At 65.5% G+C, this 20,716-nt stretch carries 18 protein-coding genes; 8 read left to right on the top strand and 10 right to left on the bottom strand.

The features are described 5' to 3' along the window. Positions 1-96: 96 nt before the first annotated feature. From J6595_RS13975 to groES, 9 genes are all read right to left on the bottom strand, one after another. Complete coding sequence (locus J6595_RS13975; RefSeq protein ID WP_209595190.1) at positions 97-792, bottom strand: Isoquinoline 1-oxidoreductase subunit; 696 nt, start codon at positions 790-792, stop codon at positions 97-99. 122 nt (positions 793-914) lie between these two features. After that, the gene (locus J6595_RS13980; protein ID WP_209595191.1) at positions 915-3,071 is read right to left on the bottom strand and encodes a xanthine dehydrogenase family protein molybdopterin-binding subunit; all 2,157 of its coding nucleotides are present in this window, start codon (positions 3,069-3,071) and stop codon (positions 915-917) included. A 3-nt stretch (positions 3,072-3,074) separates the two neighbouring features. Further along, a complete protein-coding gene (locus tag J6595_RS13985; protein WP_209595192.1) occupies positions 3,075-3,533 on the bottom strand; it encodes a (2Fe-2S)-binding protein in 459 nt (152 codons plus the stop codon). A 336-nt stretch (positions 3,534-3,869) separates the two neighbouring features. Beyond that, a complete protein-coding gene (locus tag J6595_RS13990) occupies positions 3,870-4,058 on the bottom strand; it encodes a CsbD family protein (protein WP_209595193.1) in 189 nt (62 codons plus the stop codon). Between the two features lie 178 nt (positions 4,059-4,236). Continuing rightward, a complete protein-coding gene (locus J6595_RS13995; protein ID WP_209595194.1) occupies positions 4,237-4,638 on the bottom strand; it encodes a type II toxin-antitoxin system HicB family antitoxin in 402 nt (133 codons plus the stop codon). Positions 4,639-4,654: 16 nt separating this feature from the next. Further along, entirely contained in the window at positions 4,655-4,849 is a 195-nt protein-coding gene (locus J6595_RS14000) for a type II toxin-antitoxin system HicA family toxin (protein ID WP_209595313.1), read from the bottom strand. A 54-nt stretch (positions 4,850-4,903) separates the two neighbouring features. Then, positions 4,904-5,251 (bottom strand): helix-turn-helix domain-containing protein, encoded by a 348-nt coding sequence (locus tag J6595_RS14005; RefSeq protein ID WP_209595195.1) that lies wholly within the window; start codon positions 5,249-5,251, stop codon positions 4,904-4,906. Between the two features lie 234 nt (positions 5,252-5,485). Continuing rightward, on the bottom strand, positions 5,486-7,138 hold the full coding sequence (gene groL / locus J6595_RS14010; RefSeq protein ID WP_209595196.1) for a chaperonin GroEL: 1,653 nt from the start codon (positions 7,136-7,138) through the stop codon (positions 5,486-5,488). 93 nt (positions 7,139-7,231) lie between these two features. After that, a complete protein-coding gene (groES, locus tag J6595_RS14015; protein ID WP_209595197.1) occupies positions 7,232-7,531 on the bottom strand; it encodes a co-chaperone GroES in 300 nt (99 codons plus the stop codon). A gap of 339 nt (positions 7,532-7,870) precedes the next feature. Here groES and J6595_RS14020 point away from each other — a divergent pair, with 339 nt between their 5' ends. From J6595_RS14020 to J6595_RS14035, 4 genes are all read left to right on the top strand, one after another. After that, positions 7,871-8,728 carry a TIGR01459 family HAD-type hydrolase gene (locus tag J6595_RS14020; RefSeq protein WP_209595198.1) on the top strand — a complete coding sequence of 286 codons (858 nt, stop codon included), beginning with the start codon at positions 7,871-7,873 and terminating at the stop codon, positions 8,726-8,728. Continuing rightward, positions 8,725-9,711 (top strand): bifunctional riboflavin kinase/FAD synthetase, encoded by a 987-nt coding sequence (locus J6595_RS14025; RefSeq protein ID WP_209595199.1) that lies wholly within the window; start codon positions 8,725-8,727, stop codon positions 9,709-9,711. The genes J6595_RS14020 and J6595_RS14025 overlap by 4 nt, the downstream gene beginning before the upstream one ends. A 234-nt stretch (positions 9,712-9,945) precedes the next feature. Continuing rightward, positions 9,946-13,338 carry an isoleucine--tRNA ligase gene (locus tag J6595_RS14030; protein ID WP_209595200.1) on the top strand — a complete coding sequence of 1,131 codons (3,393 nt, stop codon included), beginning with the start codon at positions 9,946-9,948 and terminating at the stop codon, positions 13,336-13,338. A 365-nt stretch (positions 13,339-13,703) separates the two neighbouring features. After that, complete coding sequence (locus J6595_RS14035) at positions 13,704-14,387, top strand: hypothetical protein (RefSeq protein WP_209595201.1); 684 nt, start codon at positions 13,704-13,706, stop codon at positions 14,385-14,387. Between the two features lie 23 nt (positions 14,388-14,410). Here the strand turns inward: J6595_RS14035 and J6595_RS14040 are convergent, their stop codons facing one another. Then, the gene (locus J6595_RS14040) at positions 14,411-14,857 is read right to left on the bottom strand and encodes a nucleoside deaminase (protein WP_245198311.1); all 447 of its coding nucleotides are present in this window, start codon (positions 14,855-14,857) and stop codon (positions 14,411-14,413) included. A 228-nt stretch (positions 14,858-15,085) separates the two neighbouring features. On the opposite strand from J6595_RS14040, the gene J6595_RS14045 reads away from it, so the two are divergent. The 4 genes from J6595_RS14045 to J6595_RS14060 all read left to right on the top strand — a co-directional run bounded on the left by J6595_RS14045 (position 15,086) and on the right by J6595_RS14060 (position 20,712). Then, positions 15,086-17,107: a pseudouridine synthase gene (locus J6595_RS14045; RefSeq protein ID WP_245198313.1), complete on the top strand. Its 2,022-nt coding sequence runs from the start codon at positions 15,086-15,088 to the stop codon at positions 17,105-17,107. A 6-nt stretch (positions 17,108-17,113) separates the two neighbouring features. Then, positions 17,114-17,674 (top strand): 16S rRNA (guanine(966)-N(2))-methyltransferase RsmD, encoded by a 561-nt coding sequence (gene rsmD, locus J6595_RS14050; RefSeq protein ID WP_209595202.1) that lies wholly within the window; start codon positions 17,114-17,116, stop codon positions 17,672-17,674. A gap of 175 nt (positions 17,675-17,849) precedes the next feature. Further along, on the top strand, positions 17,850-19,361 hold the full coding sequence (locus J6595_RS14055; RefSeq protein ID WP_209595203.1) for a M16 family metallopeptidase: 1,512 nt from the start codon (positions 17,850-17,852) through the stop codon (positions 19,359-19,361). A gap of 19 nt (positions 19,362-19,380) precedes the next feature. Beyond that, positions 19,381-20,712 carry a M16 family metallopeptidase gene (locus J6595_RS14060; protein WP_209595204.1) on the top strand — a complete coding sequence of 444 codons (1,332 nt, stop codon included), beginning with the start codon at positions 19,381-19,383 and terminating at the stop codon, positions 20,710-20,712. Positions 20,713-20,716 lie beyond the last annotated feature (4 nt).

Raw genomic sequence — 20,716 nt, forward strand, 5'->3', positions numbered from 1 at the left:
ACCGGAACCCGGCGCCGCGAAGGCGAACATGCGCTGGCGCCGGCGGATCCCATGGAAATGTGGCTCAAAGCGAATGCCCGGCCGTTGCCCCGACGATCAGCTGTCGGGACAGTGGGCTCCTGTCGCGGCCCAAGCCTTATAAAGGTCGCCGAACTGTTTCTGCGTTCCGGGGACGGGCTCTCGGCCCTTGCCCGGATGCCAGCCCCATCCGACGAGATCGTCGCTCGCCATATGGTCGACGAGTTCGGCCAGGGTCTTTCCGCCGTTGCGGTCCTGATCCTTGATCTGGCGGCAGATCTCGGCCAGCGAACGGCCCTGCCATGCCATCTCGATCGGCGCGAGATGCCAGTTGGGATTGCCGGGGATCGACTTGATGTCCTCGCTCTGGGCGACGACCGGTACGTTCTTGGGCCCGTGACAGGTGTTGCACATCATGCCCGGGACGCCGAAATTGGCATCGCCGCGCTGCACAGGCGGCTGGTGCAGATGCTCGTCCATGCCCTGTAGTGGACGATCGCCGGCCGGATGACAGTTGACGCAGCGCGGATGCAGGAGAACCTTGCCGGTCTCCTGGAAGATCGCGATCGAGCGTTCTCTCTCGTCCTTGATGTTGTCGAAGTCGGCGACGCTTTTCAGGCTCTTCTGCTGGTTCGTGTCGCTTGGCGCCAGAGCGGGCGTCGAAGGGGCGGGCGCCTCGGGAGCGCGGTCCTGGGCAAAGCCCGGCGCGAGACCTGCCAGAGCGGAGGCGAAAAGGAAGGCGGATACGAACCCGGCCCGTGTGTAATTGCGCATCGTGATCCTAAGTGTCGTCTCTTCTGTCGCATTGTCGCCCGGAAGGGCGACCGGAATGCGACGGGGCGGCGATCGGTTCGAGGCGCCCCGTCCGTCTTTGTTCGTCGCGGCGCTTCCCGCCGTCAGGCGACGAGCCCGCTCGCCAGAGGCAACTTCTGCACCGGCTGCCCGGTGAGCCGGCGCCAGGCATTGGCGACGGCCGGGCCGATCGGTGGGACGCCGGGCTCGCCGACGCCCGTCGGCGCCTCGTTCGACTGGACGATCGCCACTTCGACCTCGGGCATCTCACTGATGCGCAGCGAGCGGTAGTCGTTGAAGTTCGACTGGACGACCCCGCCGCCTTCGCCAAGATCGATCGCGTCGAAGAGGATCGCGCCGAGACCGTAGCCGATGCCGCCCTCCATCTGGGCGTGGATGATGTTCGGATTGACCGCGACGCCGCAATCGACCGCGCACCACACCTTGTGGACCTTGGGCAGGCCCTGGTCGCCGATCGATACCTCAGCGATCTCGGCGACATAGGTGTCGAAGCTCTTGTGGACGGCGACGCCGCGCTGGCGTCCGTCGGGAACCTGCGAGCCCCAGTTGGCGATCTCGGCGACCTTCTTCAGGACGCCGACATGCCGCGGCGAATCCTGCAACAGCGCAAGCCGCCCCTCGACGGGGTCCTTCTTCGCCCGCTCCAGCAGCCGGTCGAGGAACGTCTCGACGGCAAACGCCGTGTGGGTATGTCCGACCGAGCGCCACCACAGGACCGGCACGCCGAGGGACGGCTGGTGGGCGACGACCCTCAGATTGGGGATCTTGTACGGCATGTCGGCCGTTCCCTCGACGGTGGTCTCGTCGAGATCGTCCTTCTTCATGATGGACTGGCCGACGATGGTGTGGTCCCAGGCCGTGACATTGCCGTCCTTGTCGATCGCGCCCTTGATCGAGTGCACGTAGATCGGCCGGTAGAAACCGCCGCGAATGTCGTCCTCGCGGGTCCACATGTGCTTGACCGGCCGCTTCATGCCGGACGCCTTGAAGACCGCCGCGGCCTCGCGCATGTAGGGCGAGCCGAACTGCGCCCTGCGGCCGAACGAGCCGCCGGCGAGCTGGACGTTGATGCGCACCTTGGCGGGATCGACACCGCAGATTTCGGCGATCGCCGCCTTGTCCTGGCCGGGAAACTGCGAGCCGTTGTAGCAGTCGATCGAGCCGTCATCGGCCATCATCAGGACGGCATCGAGCGGCTCCATCGGGGCGTGCGCAAGGAAGGGAAAGACGATTTCGGTGTCCATGGTGGTGATGCCCTCGGCCGAAAGCGCGGCATCGGCATCGCCATTGTTCGCCGCCTCCAGACCCTTGGCCTTCATCTCAGCCCGGTAGTCGTCATAGATCCGCTGGCTGGAGCGGGTTTCGGCCTTGGAAAGATCCCAGTCGATCTTAAGCGCCGCCCGCGCCTTCAGCGCCGCAAAGGTGTTTTCGGCGTAGACCGCGATGCCCTGCGGCACCTGCTTGACGTCGACGACGCCCTTGATCCGGCGGGCCTCGCCATCGTCGAAGCCTTTGACGGTCGCGCCGAAATGGTCCGGATGGGCGACCATCGCGATCAGCATGTCATCGGCCATGACGTCGAGGGTGAAGATCGCCTTGCCGTTCGTCTTCTCGTCGGTGTCGAGCTTGTGCCTGTCCTTGCCGATGAGGACGAAGTCCTTGGGGTCCTTCAGCTTCACGTCGGATGGCGGATCCATCGCGGCGGCCTTTTCGGCGAACTCACCGAAACCGGCGTCCTTGTTCTTGCCCTCGTGGCGGATGCGACCCCTGGCGACGGTGATCTCGCCAGCGGCAACGTCCCACTCCTTGGCGGCGGCGGCAACCAGCATTGCCCTTGCGGTCGCGCCGGCCTTGCGCAGCTGATCGTAGGAATTGGCGATGGAGGTCGAGCCGCCGGTGCCCTGGAGCCCGAAAGCGAGATTCTTGTAGACGTCGTCGTCGGCGGGCGCTGCCGCAACGCGCATCTGGTCCCAGTCGGCGTCGAGTTCCTCGGCGACGATCGTCGTCAGACCCGTATAGGGGCCCTGACCCATTTCCAGATGCTTGGACAGGACGGTGACGAGGCCGTCCGGCGCAACGCGCACGAAGGCGTTGAGATCGGCCTGCTTTCCGGGCGCGCCCTCAGCGACGCCCTTTATCAGCGCGGCGCCGGCCTGACGGCCGACAAGCGTCAGGCCGACGACGAGGCCGGTGCCGGCAAGAAACCCGCGGCGTGTCGGGCGGATGGTCTCGATCCCCATGGCTCAGCCCTCCAGCGTCTTGGCGGCGTCGTGGATCGCCTGACGGATGCGTTTGTAGGTGGCACAGCGGCAGATGTTGCCGGCCATCGCACCGTCGATGTCCTCGTCGGTGGGATTGGGCGTGAACTGCAGGAGCGAGACCGCCGACATGATCTGCCCGGACTGGCAGTAACCGCATTGCGGCACGTCGATCGCCTTCCAGGCGGCCTGGACGGCTTCGGCCTCGGTGCCTTCGAGCCCCTCGATGGTGGTCACGCTGGATCCGTCGAGAGTGGAGACCGGCGTGATGCAGGATCGCCGGGTCATGCCGTCGACATGCACGGTGCAGGCGCCGCACTGGGCGATGCCGCAGCCATATTTCGTGCCGGTGAGCCGCTCGGCGTCGCGGATCACCCACAGAAGCGGCGTATCCGGATCGCCATCGAACGTCGTGTCCTGGCCATTGAGGGTGAAAGTGACCACGGTCGCCTCCTCGTCGTCGAAATGCAATCTGTCGATATTCGGCGGTCTTTGTCGATGATCGTCAATCACGATGCCTGTTTCGAAAGCCCTCGACACATCAAAGTTTTGACCCGCTCCAAACTAGACGGTTATGCGATGATCGCAAGGGATGCAATCGCGACGATCAAGACCCGGCCCGTGACAGGCGGCCGGCTGTGAATCATCCAGACCCGCGCGCTCATCGCGAGATGCAGGCTTTGCGGGCAGTCGAGATTCCGGTCGCGGCACTGGAGGCAACGAAAACGGCCGCCCGTTGCCGGGCGACCGCTTTCGTTACGATGATGTGATCGGGTGTGATCAGTGCGAGTGGGTCTGATCCTTCACCGCATCCTTGACCTTGCCGTAGTTCTTCTGGGTCTTGCCCTCGACCTGGTCCACCTTGCCTTCGGCTTCCATGCGCTCGTTGCCGGTCGCCTTGCCGGCCGTTTCCTTGACCTTGCCGCCCATTTCCTTGGCAGCGCCCTTGATTTCATTCTTGTCGACCATGGTCGTTCCTCCTGAAGGTCACCCGTGCTTGGCTGACCGATGGGCTAAGAACGGCGATGGTGATCGCAGAGTTCCCTTAGATTTCAGGTATTTGTTGTCACGCCTGCGGACGTGCATCGGGTCTCGTGACAGGCAGAAGTCGTGTTGACGGGGACGATCACGTCGACGATGACCGGATCTACTCGGCAATCTCGCGCTTTGCGGCGCTGGCAAGAAAGGCAGAGCGGGTCTGCCCGCGCGCGCGCGCGGCTGCATCGATTGCTTCGAGGAGACCGAGATCAAGGGAGACGTTGATTCTCGTCGTCGCCCCGCGATCGCGCACGAGCGGCACAACGGTCAGCATGGCGCCTTCCCGGTCGACCTGCAAAGCTGGATCCGCAACGATCTCGTCGAGGCTGCGCGGCGCGGGCAGGGTTTCGCCATCCGCCTCGATCATGCGCGCATGGCCGCTCAACGCCTCCACGGCGTTCGAGGCCGCCTCCTCAAGTGTGTCACCAGCGGAGATACATCCGGGAACGTCGGGGAAGCTGACACCGTAGCTGCTGCCGGGCTCCTTGTGAATGAAAGCGATGTAGCGCACTGATCCCGAGCGAGATTTACGATTGTTGATTGAGGAGTCCAGCTTGCCGAAGCACGGATCTGACTGTCCCTTGCGGTAGGTCCTTTTCAGGATGCGGAACGGTGACCTTACCCGGTTTGACGGCATGCTTGTAGTGATGATGGGAGCCGGTCACGCCCACTTCGAACCAACCATCCCTGCGCAAAAGCTTGATGAGATCACGACTGCTCATGGACATGGTCGATCCCGTGTGAAATAATACACACCTTGGCGGACGTCAAACGGTTCACTCGCTTTCGAACTCGACCCGGAGTTTTACCCGATCGATCGCGATGCCGGTGATTTGTGAAATTTCGTTTTGCGCCTCCGTTATGACGTCGGCGACCGTCTTGGCTCTTCGCGTGCGGGGGGGCGGCGACAGGTTTTCGGGAGGACGACCTGTGCGCAGGAATTCTACCGATACACCGACCGCTTTCGCGATCGCCGGGATTTTGTCGTCCCGGGGTACGGAGCCATTCTTCTCCCAATTCCACACCGCCGTCGGAGACACGTTTGTCTCTCTGGCGAGATCACTAGCTGTTAGACCGGCCTTTTCTCGTGCTTTGGCAAGTCTTTTTCCGAATGCGGTTGCCATTCCCAACTCCTGTTTCACTTAAAATGAACCAAAACTTGAAAAGTTTCAAGTCAAACTTGAAACGCCCGACAAAAAAAAGGGCGGTCCCGAAGGACCGCCCTGTAACGCTTGGCTGAGAAGCGCTGGTCAACCGGACTTAGAAGTCCATGCCGCCACCTGAAACCGGGCTTGCCCGGTTTCAGCATCTTCAAGGATGGGCGGGCTTGATGGTCTTCTTCGAAGCCTATCGGCTTCTTAGAAGTCCATTCCGCCCATGCCGCCCATTCCGCCCATGCCGCCGGCGGGCATGCCGCCACCGGCCGACTCTTTCTTCGGAGCCTCGGAGATCATCGCCTCGGTGGTGACGAGCAGGCCGGCGACCGAAGCCGCGTCCTGGAGGGCCGAGCGAACGACCTTGACCGGATCGACGATGCCCATCTGGATCATGTCGCCATACTCACCCGAAGCGGCGTTGTAGCCGAAGGTGATCGAGGAGTTCTCGAGGATCTTGCCGACGATGATGGAGCCCTCGGCACCGGCGTTCTGGACGATCTGACGGATCGGAGCCTGAAGCGCCTTGCGGACGATGGCGATGCCGGCGTCCTGGTCGGAGTTGGCACCCTTGATGTCGACGGCGTTGGAAGCGCGCAGGAGAGCGACGCCACCGCCGGCCACGATGCCTTCTTCCACGGCCGCACGGGTCGCGTTGAGGGCGTCGTCGACGCGGTCCTTCTTTTCCTTCACCTCGACCTCGGTCGCACCGCCGACGCGGATGACCGCGACGCCACCGGCGAGCTTGGCTAGGCGCTCCTGGAGCTTCTCGCGGTCGTAGTCCGAGGTGGTCTCCTCGATCTGCGCCTTGATCTGACCGACGCGGGCCTTGATCTGCTCACCTTCACCGGCACCATCGACGATGGTGGTGTTTTCCTTGGTGATCTGGACCTTCTTGGCGCGGCCGAGCATGTCGAGGGTGACGTTCTCGAGCTTGATGCCGACGTCCTCGGAGATGACCGTGCCGCCGGTGAGGATCGCGATGTCCTCGAGCATGGCCTTGCGGCGATCGCCGAACCCAGGAGCCTTGACGGCGGCGATCTTCAGGCCGCCACGCAGCTTGTTGACGACGAGCGTGGCGAGAGCCTCGCCCTCGACGTCCTCGGCGATGATGATCAGCGGCTTCGACGACTGGACGACAGCCTCGAGAACCGGCAGCAGCGCCTGGAGGTTGGAGAGCTTCTTCTCGTGCAGGAGGATGTAGGCGTCCTCGAGCTCGGCGACCATCTTCTCGGCGTTGGTCACGAAGTAAGGCGACAGGTAGCCGCGGTCGAACTGCATGCCTTCGACGACTTCGAGCTCGGTCTCGGCGGTCTTGGCTTCCTCGACGGTGATGACACCCTCGTTGCCGACCTTCTGCATGGCGGCGGCGATCATCTCGCCGATTTCCTTCTCGCCATTGGCCGAGATGGTGCCGACCTGGGCGACTTCGTCAGACGTGTCGATCGAGCGGGCGGCCGAGCCGAGAGCCTCGACGACCTTCAGGACGGCCGCGTCGATGCCGCGCTTGACGTCCATCGGGTTCATGCCGGCGGCAACCGCCTTGGCGCCTTCCTTGACGATCGCCTGGGCGAGAACCGTCGCGGTGGTCGTGCCGTCACCGGCCTTGTCGTTGGTCTTCGAGGCCACTTCGCGCACCATCTGGGCGCCCATGTTCTCGAACTTGTCCTCGAGCTCGATCTCCTTGGCGACGGAAACGCCGTCCTTGGTGATGCGCGGAGCGCCGAAGGACTTGTCGATGACGACGTTGCGGCCCTTGGGGCCGAGGGTCACCTTCACCGCGTCGGCGAGGATGTCGACGCCGCGCAGCATGCGCTCACGCGCGTCGCGGCCGAATTTTACGTCTTTAGCTGCCATGTTGATATTCTCCCGGGCGCGCCTTTGAAGGCCGGCGCCGTTTGAAGTTTCATCGGATCGTGGATCTCTAAGAGGCCGTCAGGCCGTCTCGCCTCAGGCGGCGACGACGCCCATGATGTCGGACTCTTTCATGATCAGAAGGTCTTCGCCGTTGAGCTTGACCTCGGTGCCCGACCACTTGCCGAAGAGGACGCGATCGCCTTCCTTGACGTCGAGCGGAACGACCTTGCCGGACTCGTCACGAGCGCCGGAACCGACGGCGACGATCTCGCCTTCCTGGGGCTTTTCCTTCGCGGTGTCCGGAATGATGATGCCGCCAGCGGTCTTGGCTTCGGACTCCACCCGGCGAACCACGACGCGGTCGTGCAGGGGACGGAAGTTCACAGCTGCCATGTTCGTTTGAACCCTTCGTTGGACGATAGTGCCGGAGCTCGTGAGCATCCGGCTGAAACAGTATTAGCACTCACCCGATGGGAGTGCTAACAGCCGCTACCTAGTGAGCGAGCCGGGTGAGTGTCAAGGGGATGGGAGACAAAAAACAGCGATCGGGGGTCGTCGCCCAGATCAGAAAACTGCCGCATTCGCAGTGGCCACGGCGGCACAGGCCAAGAGCCGGGGCATACGATTGCAGAGGCCATCTGCGAGCGCACTCGACTTGACCGCTCGCGCCCTCATCTCTATCGCCTCGGGGCGAGATTCAAGCCCGAAACGCCAATTCGCCTGGAACAGTTAATGCCGAACCCGTCGTCTGCCGCGCCGCGCCGCATCGCGCATCTCGCCGAGATCGCCGGCGGCTACGACGCGATCTTATGCGATATCTGGGGCGTCGTGCATGATGGTCTGGCCAAGCATGCGGCGGCCGAACGGGCGCTTGCCGACGCCCGGGCCGCCGGGGCGACCGTTGTTCTCATCACCAATGCGCCGCGCCAGGCGGCCGGCGTCGTCGCGCAGCTCGATTCCTTCGGTTTCTCGCGCGAGGCCTTCGATCAGATCGTCACGTCGGGCGATGTCACACGCGCCCTGATCTCCAGGGCCGAGGGGCCGCTCTTTCACATCGGGCCACCGCGCGACGTCGATCTTTTCGATGGGCTCGGGGTCGAGACGACCGACGATCCCGGCGCGGCGAGAGCCGTGATCGCGACGGGTCTTTACGACGACGAGACGGAAACGCCGGAGGACTACCGGGACCTGATCGCCACCTTCCGCAAGAACGACCTGCCGATGGTCTGCGCCAATCCCGACATCGTCGTTCATCGCGGCGAAAAGCTCGTCTATTGCGCCGGTGCCGTCGCAAAGGCCTATCAGGATGCCGGCGGCCGGGTCTCCATGGCCGGCAAGCCCTATCCGCCGATCTATCAGGAAGCGCGGCGGCTTGCGCGAACGAGCGAGACTTCGCGCATCCTTGGCATCGGCGATGGCCTCGCCACCGACATCAAGGGCGCCAACGAGGCCGGCCTCGACGTGCTTCTGATCACCGGCGGCATCCACGGCAAGGACTTCGGCGACCGGCCCGAGGATCCGGCAGCGGTCGCCGGGGTTCTCACCGAGAAGGGTCTGTCTTCGCAATATTTCATGGCGGCGCTCGAATGAGCGCACCGGCCGCCATCGCCAGACTGTCCGGCGAGAGACCGATACCGGCGAAGTTCCAGGGCGGCGTCGTCGCCATCGGGAATTTCGACGGCGTCCATCGCGGCCACCAGGCGGTGCTCGCCTCGGCGCGCGAGATCGCCCGCGCCGAGGCAAAGCCGCTGATCTGCCTGACTTTCGAGCCGCATCCGCGAACGGTCTTCAATCCCGAGCGGCCGGTGCCGAGGCTGACCCCGGCGCCGATCCGGGCAAGGCTCCTCGGCGCCCTCGGCTTCGATGCGGTCGTCGAGCAGGGCTTCGACAGGGACTTTGCGGGGATCGAGCCGGAGACCTTCGTGAAGGCGATCCTCGTCGAGCGGCTGCAGGCCGCCCATGTCGTTGCAGGCTTCGACTTTCACTATGGCGCCAAGCGGGCCGGGACGCCGCAGACCCTGATCACCTCCGGCGAGCGCCACGGCTTTGGCGCGACGCTCGTCCCGGCGATCGACGACGGTGGCGGCGAGACGATCTCCTCGAGCCGGATCCGCGCATTGCTCGAAGCCGGTGATACAGCGCGCGCCGCCGAGCTTTTGGGATATCGCTGGACGATCGGCGGCTCGGTGTCGGAGGGACAGCGGCTCGGCCGCACCCTCGGCTATCCCACCGCGAACATCCATCTGATGCCCGACACGATGCTGAAATTCGGCATCTATGCCGTGCGTGTGCGCCGCGCCGACGGGACGATCCATGACGGTGTCGCAAGCTTCGGCCGCCGCCCGACCTTCGATAACGGCGCCGCCCTGTTCGAGACCTTCCTGTTCGATTTTTCCGGCGATCTCTACGGCGAGACGATCGCCGTCTCGATCTTCGAGTTCCTGCGCGGCGAGGAAAAGTTCGACACCGCCGAAGCGCTGGTCGCGCAGATGGACGTGGATTCGGAAAACGCCAAGGCGGTGCTCGCTGCGGCAGCCCCGCTGAGCGATCTCGACCGGGCGATCTCCTTCTGATCGCTCGTCGCCGGACACGCGGCGACGGGCGTTCTTTTCATCGCGCCGCGAAATTGCTAAAGCCGGCCCATGTTGACACGGCACATCGTCTCGATCGGTCTGCGAATTAGTCGCCCGGCCTTCCGGCAGTCCTGACGGGCGCGCGGAGGGACCGGGCCGTATCGCGTTTCAACGCTCACTTCTCTTTCGCCGCCGCTTGAGATTTTCGCGGCCGCAACAGGACTGACCCGCATCATGACCGACGAGACGAAACCAGAAGCCGGCATCGACTACGCCAAGACCCTCAACCTGCCGCAGACCGATTTCCCCATGCGCGCCGGGCTGCCCAAGGCCGAGCCGGAATGGCTGGCGAAATGGGACGGCATGGATCTTTACGGCAAGCTGCGTCAGGCGTCGAAGGGACGGCCGAAATACGTCCTCCACGACGGCCCGCCCTATGCCAACGGCAACCTCCATATCGGCCACGCGCTGAACAAGATCCTGAAAGACGTCATCAACCGCTCCTTCCAGATGCGCGGTTACGACGCCAACTACGTCCCCGGCTGGGACTGCCACGGCCTGCCGATCGAGTGGAAGATCGAGGAGGCCTACCGCGCCAAGGGCAAGAACAAGGACGAGATCGAGATCAACGAATTCCGGAAAGAGTGCCGGGAATTCGCGACCCATTGGGTCGGCGTCCAGACGGAAGAGTTTCGGCGCCTCGGCGTCGAGGGCGATTTCAAGAACCCGTATCTCACGATGAACTTCGAGGCGGAGTCGGTGATCGCCGGCGAGCTGTTGAAGTTCGCCATGTCGGGCCAGCTCTATCGGGGGTCGAAGCCGATCATGTGGTCGGTGGTCGAGAAGACCGCGCTGGCCGAAGCCGAGGTCGAGTATCACGACTACGAGTCGGATACGGTGTGGGTGAAGTTTCCAGTGGCAGGGGATGGACGGCTCGCCGGCGCATCCGTCGTCATCTGGACCACCACCCCCTGGACGATGCCGGGCAACCGCGCGATCGCCTTCTCCACTCGCATCGCCTATGGCCAATACGAGGTCACGGCGCCCGAAGACGCCGACAACCCGCGTTGGGCGAAGCCGGGCGACAAGTTGATCCTCGCCGATGCCCTGGCTGCCGACGTCTTCGCCAAGGCGCGCGTGCCGGAAGGCGGATGGCGGAAGGTAGCCGACGTGAAACCGTCCGATCTGCAGGGTCTCGTCGTGGACCACCCGCTGAAGGGTTGGGCGACAACCTCCCCCTTGAGGGGAGGTCCGAGAGCCGAAGGCGATCGGGGTGGGGGTGATGCCGCAACGCCTGTCCTGGGCGATCCCGCTCGGCGCTCGGCACGGGACCCCCACCCTCAATCCCTCCCCACAAGGGGGAGGGAGGTCTCTGTGCCATATTCCTTCCCCGTCCCCCTCATCGCCGGCGATCACGTCACCGACGATGCCGGCACCGGCTTCGTCCACACCGCGCCCGGCCACGGCCGCGAGGACTTCGACGCCTGGATGGAGATGCGCCGCGATCTCGAAGCGCGCGGTATCGACACGGCGATTCCCTTCACCGTCGACGATGACGGCTTCTATACCAAGGACGCGCCGGGCTTCGGGCCGGATGCCGAGGGCGGGCCTGCGCGGGTCATCGACGACAAGGGCAAGAAGGGTGACGCCAACAAGCGCGTCATCGCCGCACTGATCGAGCAGGGAAATCTGCTGGCGCGCGGCCGGCTGAAGCATTCCTATCCGCATTCGTGGCGCTCGAAGAAGCCGGTGATCTTCAGGAACACGCCGCAGTGGTTCGTTCATATGGACCGGGACCTGGGTGGCTATGGGCTGGAGGGCGCACCCTCGCCCTTCGAGGCTCCGCTTCGCTCCGCACCTCAGGATGAGGGTGCTAGCGTCGCGGCCTCCGCTGACGGTGCTGGCGCCAGTGCTTCCACAAGCGCTGAAGCTGCAGCCGCAAACGCTAGCCCTCATCCTGAGGTGCCGCCGCAGGCGGCCTCGAAGGGCGAGGGCGGCTCGCAGCAGCCCTCGGCCGAAGGCCGCAAGCCCGAACGGGCGTTGGCCGGTCAGGCCGCCCCCGCGGAGCGCAGCCGCGCCAGCGGCGACAGCGTGAGCGAAAATAGCTTGGATACCCTCCGCTCCCGCGCCCTCTCCGCCATCGACCACACCCGCTTCGTCCCCGCCTCCGGCCAGAACCGCCTGCGCGGCATGATCGCCGACCGGCCGGACTGGGTGCTGTCGCGCCAGCGCGCCTGGGGCGTGCCGATCTGCGTCTTTGCCGATGCGGACGGCAATGTCCTGAAGGATGACGCCGTCAACGCCCGCATCCTCGAAGCCTTCGCCAAGGAAGGCGCCGATGCGTGGTTCGCCGCTGGCGCCAAGGAGCGATTCCTCGGCAACGAGCACGACGTCTCGAAATGGACCATGGTCCGCGACATTCTCGACGTGTGGTTCGATTCCGGCTCGACCCATGCCTTCTGCCTGGAACAGCGCCCTGACCTAAAATGGCCGGCGGACCTTTATCTCGAAGGCTCCGACCAGCATCGCGGCTGGTTCCACTCCTCGCTTCTGGAAAGCTGCGGCACGCGCGGCCGGGCGCCCTATGACGCCGTCCTCACCCATGGCTTCGTCATGGACGAGGAGGGGCGCAAGATGTCGAAGTCGCTCGGCAACGTCGTCACCCCGCAGGAGGTGATCAAGCAGTCCGGCGCCGACATTCTCCGGCTCTGGGTGGTTTCGTCGGATTATTCGGAGGATCTGCGTCTCGGCAAGACGATCCTCCAGACCAATGTCGACAGCTATCGCAAGCTCAGAAACACCATGCGCTGGATGCTCGGCACCCTCGCTCATGACGAAGGCGAAACGGTGCCGCTCGATCAGATGCCCGAGCTCGAACGGCTGATGCTCCACCGCATCGCCGAACTCGACGAGGTCGTGCGCAAGGGCTACGACGCCTTCGACTTCAAGCGGGTCGCAAGGGCGCTTCTCGATTTCGTCGTCGTCGAGCTTTCGGCCTTCTATTTCGACGTGCGCAAGGACGCGCTCTATTGCGATCCGATCTCTTCGGTAAAACGCAAGGCGTCCCTTCAGGTGGTGCGGACGCTGTTCGACCATCTCGTCACCTGGCTCGCGCCGATGCTGCCCTTCACCATGGAAGAGGCCTGGCTCGAGCGCTATCCCGACGCCGTGTCGGTTCATCTCGAACAGTTCCGCGCCGTCGATCCGGCCTGGAAGGACGAGGCGCTCAGCCTTCGCTGGCAGACGATCCGCAAGGTCCGCCGCGTCGTCATGGGCGCGCTGGAGGAAAAGCGCCGCGACAAGGTGATCGGCTCGTCGCTCGAAGCCTGGCCAACGGTACATGTCGCCGACGCCGAGACCCGCGCCCTCGTCGCAGCGTCGGATTTCGCCGAAACCTGCATCACCTCCGGGATCGAGGTCAGCGGCGATCCGGCCCCGGAGGGCGCCTTCACCCTCGCCGACACGCCGGGCGTCGCCGTCGTCTTCGCCAAGGCCGAGGGCAGGAAATGCGCGAGATCCTGGAAGATCTCCGGCGATGTCGGCTCGGACCCCGACTATCCGGATGTCTCGGCGCGCGATGCCAAGGCCTTGCGGGAGCTGAAGGCCGCGGGCCGTCTTGCAGCATGACGGAGGCTTTCGCGCCCGGGGATCGATCGATCATGGCTGCGGTTGCGCGATGAAACGTGACCGCAGCCGGAAAATTCGTCACCTGCCGTAAGGTTATGCCCGGAATTTGCCGGATTTTAATGCGATCCAGCCAGCTTGTCGCAGAATCGGGCTTGGCCTTCGGCCGTGTTCCGCCTATGCGATTGGGGCTTGCTCGTTCAAAGGGGGAATGGGCGGGCCCAAAGCGGCAGTCGGCGAATATGCGCGGCTGGCGGATCTTTCCGGGAGCTGGTGATCTTCAGCCGGCCTCGGCAGTCGGATTTCGAGTTGTTCGAAGCGACGGGGTCACTTGCGGCCCCGCCGTCCGAATGAGGGGACGTATCGTGATGATGCCGAACACCGCCCGCAAGGGGGTCACCGCAGCCATGTTGGTGCTTGGGTGCCTGTCGCTCGGCGGCTGCCTCGGCCCCACCTACGGCACCGGAAAATCGCAGGGCGAGACGCTCTTCGACGACATCAACAATTTTGTCGCGATCGGCGGCGCGGACGAGGGCAAGAAGATTGCCTACACGCCGCGACCGGAACTGGTGAAGCCGGAGAACACGGCGGTGTTGCCGCAGCCGCAGGTGGCGCGCAACACGACGGGCGACCCGAACTGGCCCGAAACCCCCGAGGAACGCTCTGCCCGCATTCAGGCTTCCGCCTATCAGGGCGATGGTCCGCTGCCGGCCGAGTTCGCCACGAAGCGCAAGGAAGGCGTCACCCAGGGCTATCTCAATCGCACCACCGGCGAAGGCTATACCTTCGGCAAGAATTCCGACGAGGCCGGCGTTCTGACGCCGGCAGAGATGACCAGCCGATCGGAGATGATCAAGGAGCGGCTGGCCGAGCGCAATCAGGGCAGCCCGACCCAGCGCCGCTATCTCTCCGAGCCGCCCATCAAGTATCGCGAGCCGGCCGCGAGCGCGCCGATCGGCGATCCCGGCGAGGACGAGGCCATCAAGGAACGGCGCATGCGGGGCAAGAACCCCGGCGTTCTCGACAAGCTGGGCGACCTCCTGCCATTCTGATCGAAAGTCGCGCGTGACCGGCCTCAGCGCCGGTCGGCGAAGAACCGCTTGAGGATGGCAGCGCTTTCGCTTTCGGCGATCCCCGAATAGACGTCCGGCGCGTGATGGCAGCTTGCCTGGGAATAAAAGCGCGGCCCGTTTTCGACCGCGCCGGCCTTTTCGTCCGACGCGCCGTAATAGAGCCGGCGGATCCGGGCGAAGGAGATCGCCGCCGCGCACATGGCGCAGGGCTCCAGCGTCACATAGAGATCGCAGTCGGGCAGCCGCTGCGATCCGACGGCCTCGCAGGCCATGCGGATTGCGACGACTTCGGCATGGGCCGTCGGATCGGGCCGCAGGATCGTCTCGTTGCCGGCCGCCGCGATGACGCGTCCGTCCTTCACGACGACCGCGCCCACGGGCACCTCGCCGCGCATGGCCGCGAGTTTTGCCTGTTCGAGGGCAAGATCCATGAAATTGACGCGTGGCATGGGCGGATCGGTCTTACTCGGCGGTGAAAGCCTTGCTATAGCAGTCCTGAACGATGACGGAAGCCGCCGGACGACCGCGCCTTTGGGAACGGTCGAAGCGGCGAGGGCGCAATGCCCGGCTTTGTAGGCAGATCGGCCCGCGAGCGAAGAACCGGCAGATCGGATCTGGAACATGCGAACGTCCGGGCGGAGCGCCCGTCGACGGCGCGAGACATTGGAACGATGGCAATGAGCGACGAGGGAAACAGCGCCGGCGGGCGCGGCGGGCGCGGTCCGCGCAAGGGTGGCGATCGCTCGGGCGCCGGCGGCAGAGGGCGTGGCCCGGCTGGTGGCGTAAGGGGCGACAAGCCGCGCGCCGGGGCCCGGCCCGCGCGGTCGGGCGACGCGGCAAAACGCTCTGACGGCGACAGGCCCCGCAAGCCCTATGCCGGCAAGCGCGATGGCGCGGGAAGCGAGGGGGCACAGCAAGGCTCCGGCGACCGGCCGTTCCGTGCGAGGGCCGAAGGCGGCAAGCCGTTCACGCCGAAAAGCCGGGGCATGATCTCCCATGGTGGCGGCAAGGCCGAGGACGGGCGGGCGGCAAGGCCGAAGAGCTACGGCAGCCGCAGTCACGACGGCACGAGCGCCAGCGATGGTCCGAGCGGCGGGCGCAAGCCGCGGCCGATGAATGCCGGACGCCACGACGACCGGGGGCAAGGCCCGCGCGGCAAGGACGGCGCTGGCGCCGGCGAAAGGGGCGGCTTTCGCAAGGAGCGCCCGGCGCGGGCGCCAAGGCCGGACGGCACCGAGCGCTCGCCGCGCAGCGCCAGCCGGACCCGCCGGGACACTGGCGAAGGGGCGGCGACGACCGACGCGGCGGGCGAGACCGCCCTCACCATGCGCATCGCCCGGCGGCTGGCCCGCGCGGGTGTCGCCTCGCGCCGCGACGCCGAGGCGATGATCGCCGAGGGCAGGGTTTCGGTGAATGGCAAGGTCCTGGAAACGCCCGCCCTCGACGTCGGGCCGAAGGACAGGATCACCATCGACGGCGAGGCGCTGCCGGCGATCGAGCGCACGCGGCTGTGGCTGTTCCACAAGCCCGCCGGGCTCGTCACCACCAACAAGGACCCGGAAGGCCGCCCGACCGTCTTCGAGAAACTGCCGGCCGACATGCCGCGCGTTCTCACCATCGGCCGTCTGGACATCACCACCGAGGGGCTGCTGCTCCTGACCAATGATGGGGGCCTTGCCCGGGTGCTGGAGCTTCCCGCCACCGGCTGGCTGCGGCGCTACAGGGCCAGAGCCCATGGCACGATCGATCAGGCGAAACTCGACGAGCTGCGCGAGGGTATCGCCATCGACGGCGTCTTCTACGGTGCGATCGAGGCCTCGCTCGACCGGGTTCAGGGCGCCAATGTCTGGCTGACGCTGGGACTTCGCGAGGGCAAGAACCGCGAGGTCAAGCGCGTTCTCGGCCATCTCGGCCTCGACGTGAACCGGCTGATCCGCCTGTCCTACGGCCCGTTCCAGCTCGCCGATCTGAAGGAAGGCGCGGTGCGCGAGATCCACGGCAAGACCCTGCGCGACCAGCTCGGGCCGCGGCTCATCGAGGAATCGGGCGCCGATTTCGACGCCCCGATCGTCAATCCCTTTTCCAACAAGCCGGTGGAAGCCGAGCGGGCGCCGAGGGCCAAGGATAGCGAGGCGAGAAAGCCCCGCGCCGAAACGGCGCCGAACAGGAAGCGCCAGCGTGAGGAGCAGCGCGCCGACGCGCTCGGCCGGCTGGCGACGCGGGCCGATCGGCCGGGCCGTTCGGAGGGCGAGGGCCGGCGCGGGCGGACCGATGCTGCCGGCAGGACGTTCGGCGACAAGCCGCAGCGTGCCCGCAGCAACGCCCGCGATTCCGAACGCTTTTCGAGCGACAGGCCGGCTCGGTCCGGCTTCGGCGACAAGCCGTCTGGCGGCAGATCGTCCGGCCAGAAATCCTTCGGCGAAAAGCCGTTCGGCGCCGGCAAGCGCGGCGATAAGGCCCCGGAGGAGCGGCCTGACCGTCCAGCCTCCGCCGGCCGGCGTCTCTCCAATGTCTGGATCGCGCCCGGCGGCCGTCCGATGGGGCCGAAGAAGGCCGCGAACGAGGAGGCCAAGGCCGAGCGCGCCGACAAGCCGCGCGCCTTCGATCCGACCCAGCGGATGGGCAAGAAGCGCGCAGGTGCAAAGTCCAAGGGCGGAGCATCGGGCGCTTCCGGCCCGAAGCGGCCGAAGAAGGGCTAGGGCAGGATGCGCATCGTCGCCGGCGAGTTCCGCGGCCGCAAGCTCGCCGAGCCGAAGAGCGAGCGCGTCCGCCCCACCACCGACCGCAATCGCGAGACCCTGTTCAACATCCTCGCGCACCGCGCCGAACCCGATCTCGTCGGCGCGCGCGTCCTCGATCTGTTTTCCGGCACCGGTGCTCTCGGCATCGAGGCCTTGTCGCGCGGCGCGCGCTTCTGCCTGTTCGTCGAGGAAGACGCCGAGGCGCGGGGACTGATCCGCTCGAACATGGAAGCGTTCGGCCTGAACGGCCGGGCGAAGATCTTCCGGCGGGATGCGACGAAGCTCGGGGTTCCGGGCACGATGGAGCCCTTCGACATGGTCTTCGCCGATCCGCCCTATGGCAAGGCGCTCGGCGAGAAGGCCGTGAGCGCGGCGAGCGATGGCGGCTGGCTGAAGCCGGGTGCCCTGGCCGTCGTCGAAGAGGCCGCGAGCGCCGCCTTCAACTTGCCGGATCACTTCGAACTGATCGACGAGCGCGCCATGGGTGCGACGATCCTGCGGTTCTTGCGGCTGAATCGCCCATAAACTCGCCATCCTCGCGCTGCATATGAGGGCCGCCGGTGATTCAATAAGTTAAAGCGTCATTCGTGCGTTCATTGGGACGCACGGCGCTCTAACGAAAGCGTAAGTGGCCTCGGCAAAGGCGCTCCGGCATAGTCGAGACGACGCTCTGCAACTGCAACGAGGATAGCTGACCGAGATGATTCAGGTGATTCGGGCCCTTTCGGCCACAGCCCTTGCGGGCACCCTCGCTTTCGGCCCGGCCTCGACCGCCGCCGCCGAAACGTTGTCGAAGACCGAAGCGAAGCCCGACACCGCGATCGAAGCCGCGTCGCAAGCGAACGCTGCCGCGGGGACGGCGGAGGATCACAAGCCCGTCGAGGAGCGGATCACCGAGTTCACGCTTTCCAACGGCCTGCAGGTGGTCGTCCTGCCCGATCACCGCGCGCCGGTCGTCACCCAGATGGTCTACTATCATGTCGGCGCGGCCGACGAGGCGCCCGGCGAAAGCGGCATTGCGCATTTCCTCGAACATCTCATGTTCAAGGGCACGAAGACCCATCCCGAGGGCGAGTTCTCGCGCGCCGTCGCCGATATCGGCGGACAGGAAAACGCCTTCACCACCGATGACTACACCGGCTATTACCAGCAGGTGCCGTCCTCGGCCTTGAAGATGGTGATGGGCTACGAGGCCGACCGCATGGCCAATCTCGTCCTCACCGACGCGGTGGTGAAGCCAGAGCGGGACGTCATCCTCGAAGAGCGCCGCATGCGGGTCGACAACGATCCCGGCGCCCAGCTCCAGGAGGCCGTCCAGGCGGCGCTGTTCCAGAACAGCCCCTATGGCATCCCGGTGATCGGCTGGCGCAGCGAGATGGAGAAGCTCTCGCGCGCCGACGCCATCGCCTTCTACGACAAGTATTATACCCCGAACAACGCGACGCTGCTGGTCGCCGGCGACGTAACCGCCGACGAGGTGAAGACCCTTGCCGAGGAGACCTACGGCAAGGTGAAGCGCCGGGCCGATCCCGGCGAGCGCGAGCGCGCGCTCGAGCCAGAGCCGCTTGCGGCAAGGACCGTGACCCTCACCGATGCCAAGGTGACCCAGCCCTCGATGCAGCGGACCTATCTCGCCCCCTCGGAAAACACCGCCGAGCCCGGCGAATCCGAAGCGCTCGACGTCCTGGCCGACATTCTCGGCGGCGGCACGACCAGCCGGCTCTACCGCGCGCTGGTGGTCGACAAGGCGATCGCCGCGGGGACCGGCGCCTACTATTCCGGCTCGGCGCTGAAGGAGAGCCAGTTCGTCGTCTACGGCATGCCGCGCGGCAAGGCGACGCTGTCCGACATCGAGACGGCGATCGACGCCGAAATTCAGAAGATCAGGACGAAGGGCGTCACCGAGGCCGAGCTCGAACGGGCGAAGAACCGGGTGCGCAAGAACGTCATCTATCTGCGCGACAGCCAGACGGCGATGGCCCGGCGGGTCGGCGCGGCGCTTTCGACCGGTCGCACCGTCGAGGACGTCGAGACATGGCCGGACCGGATCGAGGCGGTCACGGTCGCAGAGGTCAACGCTGCGGCGAAGAAATATCTCCAGCCGAAGCGTTCCGTCACCGGCTATCTGAAGCCCGAGGCTCCGCAGACAGCCGCCGATGCCAACGACGCCAAGGCCGATGCGCCGAAGCCCGACGCCGCCTCGCGCTCCTGACCCTTCCCGAAAGACCATCATGACACTCAACGCCCAGATCAGCGGCCTCAAGGGGCTTTTCGCAGCGGCCTCCTTCGGCCTTCTCGCCTTTTCGGCGGCGCCCGCGGCGGCGGTCGACATTCAGGAGGTGGAAAGCCCCGGCGGGATCAAGGCCTATCTCGTCGAGGATCATTCCAACCCGCTGATTGCCGTCAATTTCGCTTTCAAGGGCGGCGGCTCGACCCAGGACCCGGATGGCAAGGAGGGGCTTGCCAACCTCCTGACCGGCCTTCTCGACGAGGGCGCCGGCGACATCAGGAGCGCCGACTTCCAGGCCAAGCTCGATGACCTCGGCGTCTCGATGAGCTTCGATGCCGGCTACGACAATTTCACCGGCTCGTTCCGCACGATCACCGAATTCGAAGACGAGGCCTTCGATCTCCTGAGCCTTGCGCTGACAAAGCCGCGCTTCGACGAGGAGCCGGTGAACCGAATCCGCGGCCAGATCGTCACCGGCATCCTCGCCGACAAGAACGATCCCGGCGAGATCGCGTCGAAAGCCTTCCGTGAGACGGTGTTCGCCGGCCATCCCTATTCGCGCCCGAACGAAGGCACGCCGGAGACACTGGCCAATGTGACTGCGGCCGACCTCGAGACATTCCGCTCCAAGGTCTTCGCCAAGGACGATCTCGTCGTCGGCGTCGTCGGCGACATCACGCCGGAGAAGCTGAAAAAACGCCTCGACGAGGTTTTCGGCGGTCTGGCGGACAAGGCCGATCTTGTATCCGTGCCGATGGCGACTCCCGTCATGGGCAAGGAGGTCGCCGTCGATCTCGCCGTTCCCCAGACGAACATTCGCGTCGCGATGCCGGGCCTTCTGCGCTCCGACAAGAATTTTTTCGCAGCCTATCTGATGAATCACGTTCTCGGGGGTGGTTCCTTCACGTCGTGGCTCTATGAAGAGATCAGGGAGAAGCGGGGCCTCGCCTATGGCGCGTCTTCCTATCTCGCGAGCTACGACCACGCCGGCATCCTCGGCATCGCGACGGCGACGCGGGCGGATGCCGCGGCCCAGACCGTCGACATCATCCGCAAGGAGATCAAGCGTATGGCCGACACAGGCCCGACCCAGGAGGAGCTCGACAAGGCCAAGGCCTATGTGAAGGGCTCCTATGCGGTGCGAAATCTTGATTCGTCGCTGGCCGTCGCCCAGACCCTCGTCGGCATCCAGCTCGACGATCTCGGCATCAACTACATCGACGAGCGGCAGTCGCTGATCGACGCCGTCACGCTCGATGACGTCAAGGCGGAAGCCAAGCGTCTCCTCGACACCCAGCCGACCATCGTGACGGTCGGCCCGGCCGGCGCCTGAGGCG

Source organism: Jiella mangrovi (assembly GCF_017815135.1).
Lineage (GTDB): Bacteria > Pseudomonadota > Alphaproteobacteria > Rhizobiales > Rhizobiaceae > Jiella > Jiella mangrovi.

Coding starts and splice junctions, on each gene's coding strand:
- groL (WP_209595196.1), bottom strand. CDS start 7,138: ATGGCAGCTAAAGACGTAAAATTCGGCCGCGACGCGCGTGAGCGCATG.
- rsmD (WP_209595202.1), top strand. CDS start 17,114: ATGCGCATCGTCGCCGGCGAGTTCCGCGGCCGCAAGCTCGCCGAGCCG.
- J6595_RS14020 (WP_209595198.1), top strand. CDS start 7,871: ATGCCGAACCCGTCGTCTGCCGCGCCGCGCCGCATCGCGCATCTCGCC.
- groES (WP_209595197.1), bottom strand. CDS start 7,531: ATGGCAGCTGTGAACTTCCGTCCCCTGCACGACCGCGTCGTGGTTCGC.
- J6595_RS14060 (WP_209595204.1), top strand. CDS start 19,381: ATGACACTCAACGCCCAGATCAGCGGCCTCAAGGGGCTTTTCGCAGCG.
- J6595_RS13980 (WP_209595191.1), bottom strand. CDS start 3,071: ATGGGGATCGAGACCATCCGCCCGACACGCCGCGGGTTTCTTGCCGGC.
- J6595_RS14025 (WP_209595199.1), top strand. CDS start 8,725: ATGAGCGCACCGGCCGCCATCGCCAGACTGTCCGGCGAGAGACCGATA.
- J6595_RS14000 (WP_209595313.1), bottom strand. CDS start 4,849: ATGAGCAGTCGTGATCTCATCAAGCTTTTGCGCAGGGATGGTTGGTTC.
- J6595_RS13975 (WP_209595190.1), bottom strand. CDS start 792: ATGCGCAATTACACACGGGCCGGGTTCGTATCCGCCTTCCTTTTCGCC.
- J6595_RS13990 (WP_209595193.1), bottom strand. CDS start 4,058: ATGGTCGACAAGAATGAAATCAAGGGCGCTGCCAAGGAAATGGGCGGC.
- J6595_RS14055 (WP_209595203.1), top strand. CDS start 17,850: ATGATTCAGGTGATTCGGGCCCTTTCGGCCACAGCCCTTGCGGGCACC.
- J6595_RS14005 (WP_209595195.1), bottom strand. CDS start 5,251: ATGGCAACCGCATTCGGAAAAAGACTTGCCAAAGCACGAGAAAAGGCC.
- J6595_RS14045 (WP_245198313.1), top strand. CDS start 15,086: ATGAGCGACGAGGGAAACAGCGCCGGCGGGCGCGGCGGGCGCGGTCCG.
- J6595_RS14040 (WP_245198311.1), bottom strand. CDS start 14,857: ATGCCACGCGTCAATTTCATGGATCTTGCCCTCGAACAGGCAAAACTC.
- J6595_RS14035 (WP_209595201.1), top strand. CDS start 13,704: ATGATGCCGAACACCGCCCGCAAGGGGGTCACCGCAGCCATGTTGGTG.
- J6595_RS14030 (WP_209595200.1), top strand. CDS start 9,946: ATGACCGACGAGACGAAACCAGAAGCCGGCATCGACTACGCCAAGACC.